Annotated in this window: 4 protein-coding genes; all 4 read left to right on the top strand. The window is 66.5% G+C overall.

Translation table 11 applies throughout. The annotated features are described in order from the left end of the window. Nucleotides 1–157: 157 nt before the first annotated feature. The 4 genes from SPR01S_RS20785 to SPR01S_RS20770 all read left to right on the top strand — a co-directional run bounded on the left by SPR01S_RS20785 (nt 158) and on the right by SPR01S_RS20770 (nt 3,719). A complete protein-coding gene (locus SPR01S_RS20785; protein ID WP_066593720.1) occupies nt 158–526 on the top strand; it encodes a BlaI/MecI/CopY family transcriptional regulator in 369 nt (122 codons plus the stop codon). Beyond that, nucleotides 523–2,058 carry a M56 family metallopeptidase gene (locus tag SPR01S_RS20780; RefSeq protein WP_066593717.1) on the top strand — a complete coding sequence of 512 codons (1,536 nt, stop codon included), beginning with the start codon at nt 523–525 and terminating at the stop codon, nt 2,056–2,058. Before SPR01S_RS20785 ends, SPR01S_RS20780 begins: the two co-directional genes overlap by 4 nt. 108 nt (nt 2,059–2,166) lie before the next feature. Beyond that, a complete protein-coding gene (locus SPR01S_RS20775) occupies nt 2,167–3,021 on the top strand; it encodes an MBL fold metallo-hydrolase (RefSeq protein ID WP_066593716.1) in 855 nt (284 codons plus the stop codon). After that, complete coding sequence (locus SPR01S_RS20770; RefSeq protein WP_066593714.1) at nt 3,006–3,719, top strand: DUF4230 domain-containing protein; 714 nt, start codon at nt 3,006–3,008, stop codon at nt 3,717–3,719. The genes SPR01S_RS20775 and SPR01S_RS20770 overlap by 16 nt, the downstream gene beginning before the upstream one ends. Nucleotides 3,720–3,760 lie beyond the last annotated feature (41 nt).

The following is a 3,760-nucleotide window of genomic DNA, read 5'->3' as shown; positions in this document are numbered from 1 at the left end:
TCGTCCCGGCATCCACCGTGCCTCAACTCCTGGGCACGCGGCTCCGTGAATGCCCGGACGAGCTTGGCATGACGGGTGAAAAGTGCCAACGGGCTTCTCCATTGACTACACCCGTAATCAATGCGATTACACCCGTAGTCGTCAGGGAGAACGAGTCGTGGCCGAGCGTATCAGTGATGCCGAACATGCGGTGATGGAGGTGCTGTGGGAGGAAAGCCCACTGACCGCCCAGGACGTTGCCGAGCGCGTCCCCGCGGAGCGGGGCTGGAGCGCCAACACCGTCAAGACCTTGCTCGGCCGCCTGCTCGCCAAGAATGCGATCGCGCATGAGGAAGAGGGGCGCCGCTATCTCTATCGCCCGCTGGTCGAGCGCGAGGATTATGTCGCTGGCGAATCGCAGCGGCTGATCGACCGCCTGTTCGGCGGTAAGCTGACGCCGCTCGTCGCCCATCTCGCCGAGCGCGACCAATTGACCGCGCAGGACATCGCGGAGATCGAGGCGATCCTAAAGGATCTCAAATCGTGATCGGCTGGGCCATCGAGGCGCTCATCGCCTCCGCGCTGCTGATGGCGGTGGTTCTCGTCATCCGCGCGCCCGTCCGCCGGCATTTCGGCCCTGGCGTCGCCTATGCGCTCTGGGCGCTCCCCGTGATCCGCCTGGTCCTGCCGCCGCTTCCGCAACTCCACAGCGCGGCGCCGCAATTGCTCAGCCGTGCGAGCGATACCGTAACCATCTATGTGATCGAGCCGCTCGGAGGCTCGGCCGCCGCGCCCGTTTCCCTTTACTCCTCGCTTGGCACGGTCCTCGCCGTGCTCTGGGGGGCGGGTGCAGCGGCGTTTCTCGGCTGGCACGCGCTCTGCCATTGGCGGTTCTGCCGGCGGATGATCGACGCCAGCACGTATAGCGAGCGCGCGGGCGACATCGAAGTGATCGAGACCGCCGCCGCGTCGGGGCCGCTCGCCTTCGGTATCTTCCGCCGCTACGTCGCCTTTCCGCGCGATTTCGCCGAACGCTATGACGCCGACGAGCGCGAATTGGCGCTGCTGCACGAGCTTGGCCACCATCAGCGCGGTGACCTGATCGCCAATTGGATCGCGCTGGCCGTGCTCGCGCTCCACTGGTTCAACCCGCTGGCCTGGCGCGCCTTCCGCGCATTCCGCGCCGACCAGGAAATGGCCAATGACGCACTTGTCCTGGCCGGCCGCTCGGCGATCGACCGCCACACTTATGCCTGCGCGATCGTCAAGGCGGCCCATGGCGGCGCGGTGTCGGCGGCATGCCATCTCCATACCGTACAAGATCTGAAAGGACGTTTGAGGATGCTTACCACCGGACGCCGTTCGCGGCTTCGACTGACGCTGGGCGGCGCCGCCGTCGCGGCGCTGATGACCGGCGGCCTGGTCGCCACCGCCAGCGGCACGCCCGCCGCCGCCACTGTCCGCGCCGGAGTCGAAAAGGCCACGGGGATCGACATCGCGGCGATCGACGCGCGCGTCGCGGCCAAGCTGCAGTCGACGCCGCCTGCGCCGTCCGCGCCGCCGCCCGCCGCCGAGCCCGAAGGTGTCGACTTGCCGCCGCCTCCGCCGCCTCCCGCCAATGTCGCGCCGCCGCAACGGCCCGACGACGCCGATGTCGCGACCAGTGATGGTGGCACCAGGAAGATGTCCAAGCGCTTCAAGATCGTCCGCGTCGACAAGGACGGCAAGGCGGTCACCGAGGATTGGGTCGGCCCGATCAACGTGCCCGACGTGCGGTCGCGCAATTGCGGCGGTGGTGACGATCACAACATGGTCGTCAACAAGACGCGCGGCGACAAGCGGATCATCATCATCTGCAACGACCGCATCGAACGCGTCGTCGCGATGAACACCGCCAATATCGAGAAATCGAAGGATATTCAGCGGGTGGCCTACACCCATGCGCTGGAAGGCCTGAACCGCGCCCGCGCCCGGATCGCCGATGACGATCGGATGAGCGCGGAAGAGAAACGCGATGCGCTTGAGAGCATCGACGATTCTATCAAGGAGATACAGGCCGACTTGGCCGATCCCGATTGACGATAGCTCAGGGAGGAAGGGCGGCGGCCGGCAGCACCGCCGCCGCCCGACCCACGTTCTGACCGCCAAGCCTTGCCAAGCCTCGCTCCAGCCGCCATCTCGCGCACCATGGACGAGCAAAAGCCCGGCGTACCGCAGGTCCTCGAACCGCTGGTGACGCGGGTTCTCGCGGACAATCCGTCGCCGTTCACGCATACCGGTACCCAGACCCATCTGGTCGGCACTGCCGATCTCGCGGTGATCGATCCGGGGCCAGACGATCCCCGGCATATCGACGCATTGGTCCGCGCGATCGCCGGCCGCCCGGTCACCGCCATCGTCATCACCCACACGCATCGCGATCACAGTCCCGGCGCGGCGCCGCTCAAGGCGCGGACCGGTGCTCCGATCATGGGGTGCGCGCCGCTCGCGCTCGACGATCTAGGCCCGCGCGCCGATGCCAGTTTCGACGCCGATTACGCGCCCGATGCCGTGATGGCGGAGGGCGACAGCGTGTCGGGCAGCGACTGGACGCTGACCGCGGTCGCGACGCCGGGGCACACATCCAACCATCTCGCCTTCGCGCTTCCTGAGACGAAGGCGCTGTTTACCGGCGATCATGTGATGGGCTGGTCGACCACGATCGTCTCGCCGCCCGATGGCGACATGGCGGCGTATATGGACAGCCTCATCAAGCTGCAGGCGCGCGACGACCGCATCTATTATCCGGCGCATGGCGATCCGGTCGACAAGCCGCAGCGGCTGGTGCGTGGACTGATCGGCCACCGCAAGCAGCGCGAGGGGCAGATATTGCGCCTGCTCGACGCCGAGCCGCGGACGATCCCGGCGATGGTGGCGAAGATGTATGTCGGCATTGACCCGCGGCTGTTTCCCGCCGCCGAACGATCGGTCCTCGCGCACCTCTATGAATTGCGCGACCGACACATCGTCGCCGATCAAGGGGATTTATGGCGGAAGATCTGAAGCACAGCCGGAACGGCGCCGCGACCAGCTTCCTGGTCAAGTTCGGCGGCGCGCTGGCGCTGATCGCCCTGTTCTTCGCCGGCGGATTATGGGTAGTGCAGTCCTACATCACGGCGCGGGTCGATCCCGATCCGGTGACGATCGCTACCGCCAGCATCCAGGGTCTGCGCGAACAGAACAAGCTGTCGGCCTTCCAGGCGAGTTATGTCGCGGTCGTCACTTCGACCCAATCGCGCTTCGGCCTGTCGACCGAACGGACGGTGATCATGCCGGGGACGGTCGATTACGAGGTCGACCTCAGCAAGCTCACCAGGCGCGACGTGGTGTGGGATGCGAAGAGCAAGACGCTGGGCGTGACGCTGCCGCAGCCGATGCCGTCGGCGCCGCGCATCAACATCAACGCGATCAAGACCTATGGCCGCAATGGCGTGCTCGGCACCTTCACCGATGTCGGATCGCAACTCGACGATACGAACAAGGTCGCGGCGCAGAAGGAGCTGGCGAGCCAGGCGCTCCAGCCCGAGCCGATGAAATTGGCGCGCGACGCGACCCGGCGCGCGGTCGAACAGAGCTTCGCGCTGCCGCTCAAGGCCGCCGGCCTCGACGCGACCGTCCGCGTGCGCTTCGCTGGCGAGGGGCGGAATGACGAGATCTGGGACATGTCGAAGCCGCTCGACGGCGTGAACTACAGGAAATAGCGCTTGGGCGCCGGATCGGGGCAATAAAATCCTCCCCGGCA

This window comes from Sphingomonas pruni NBRC 15498, assembly GCF_001598455.1.
Taxonomy (GTDB): Bacteria; Pseudomonadota; Alphaproteobacteria; order Sphingomonadales; family Sphingomonadaceae; genus Sphingomonas; species Sphingomonas pruni.
This window is presented reverse-complemented; position numbering and strand designations above follow the sequence as displayed.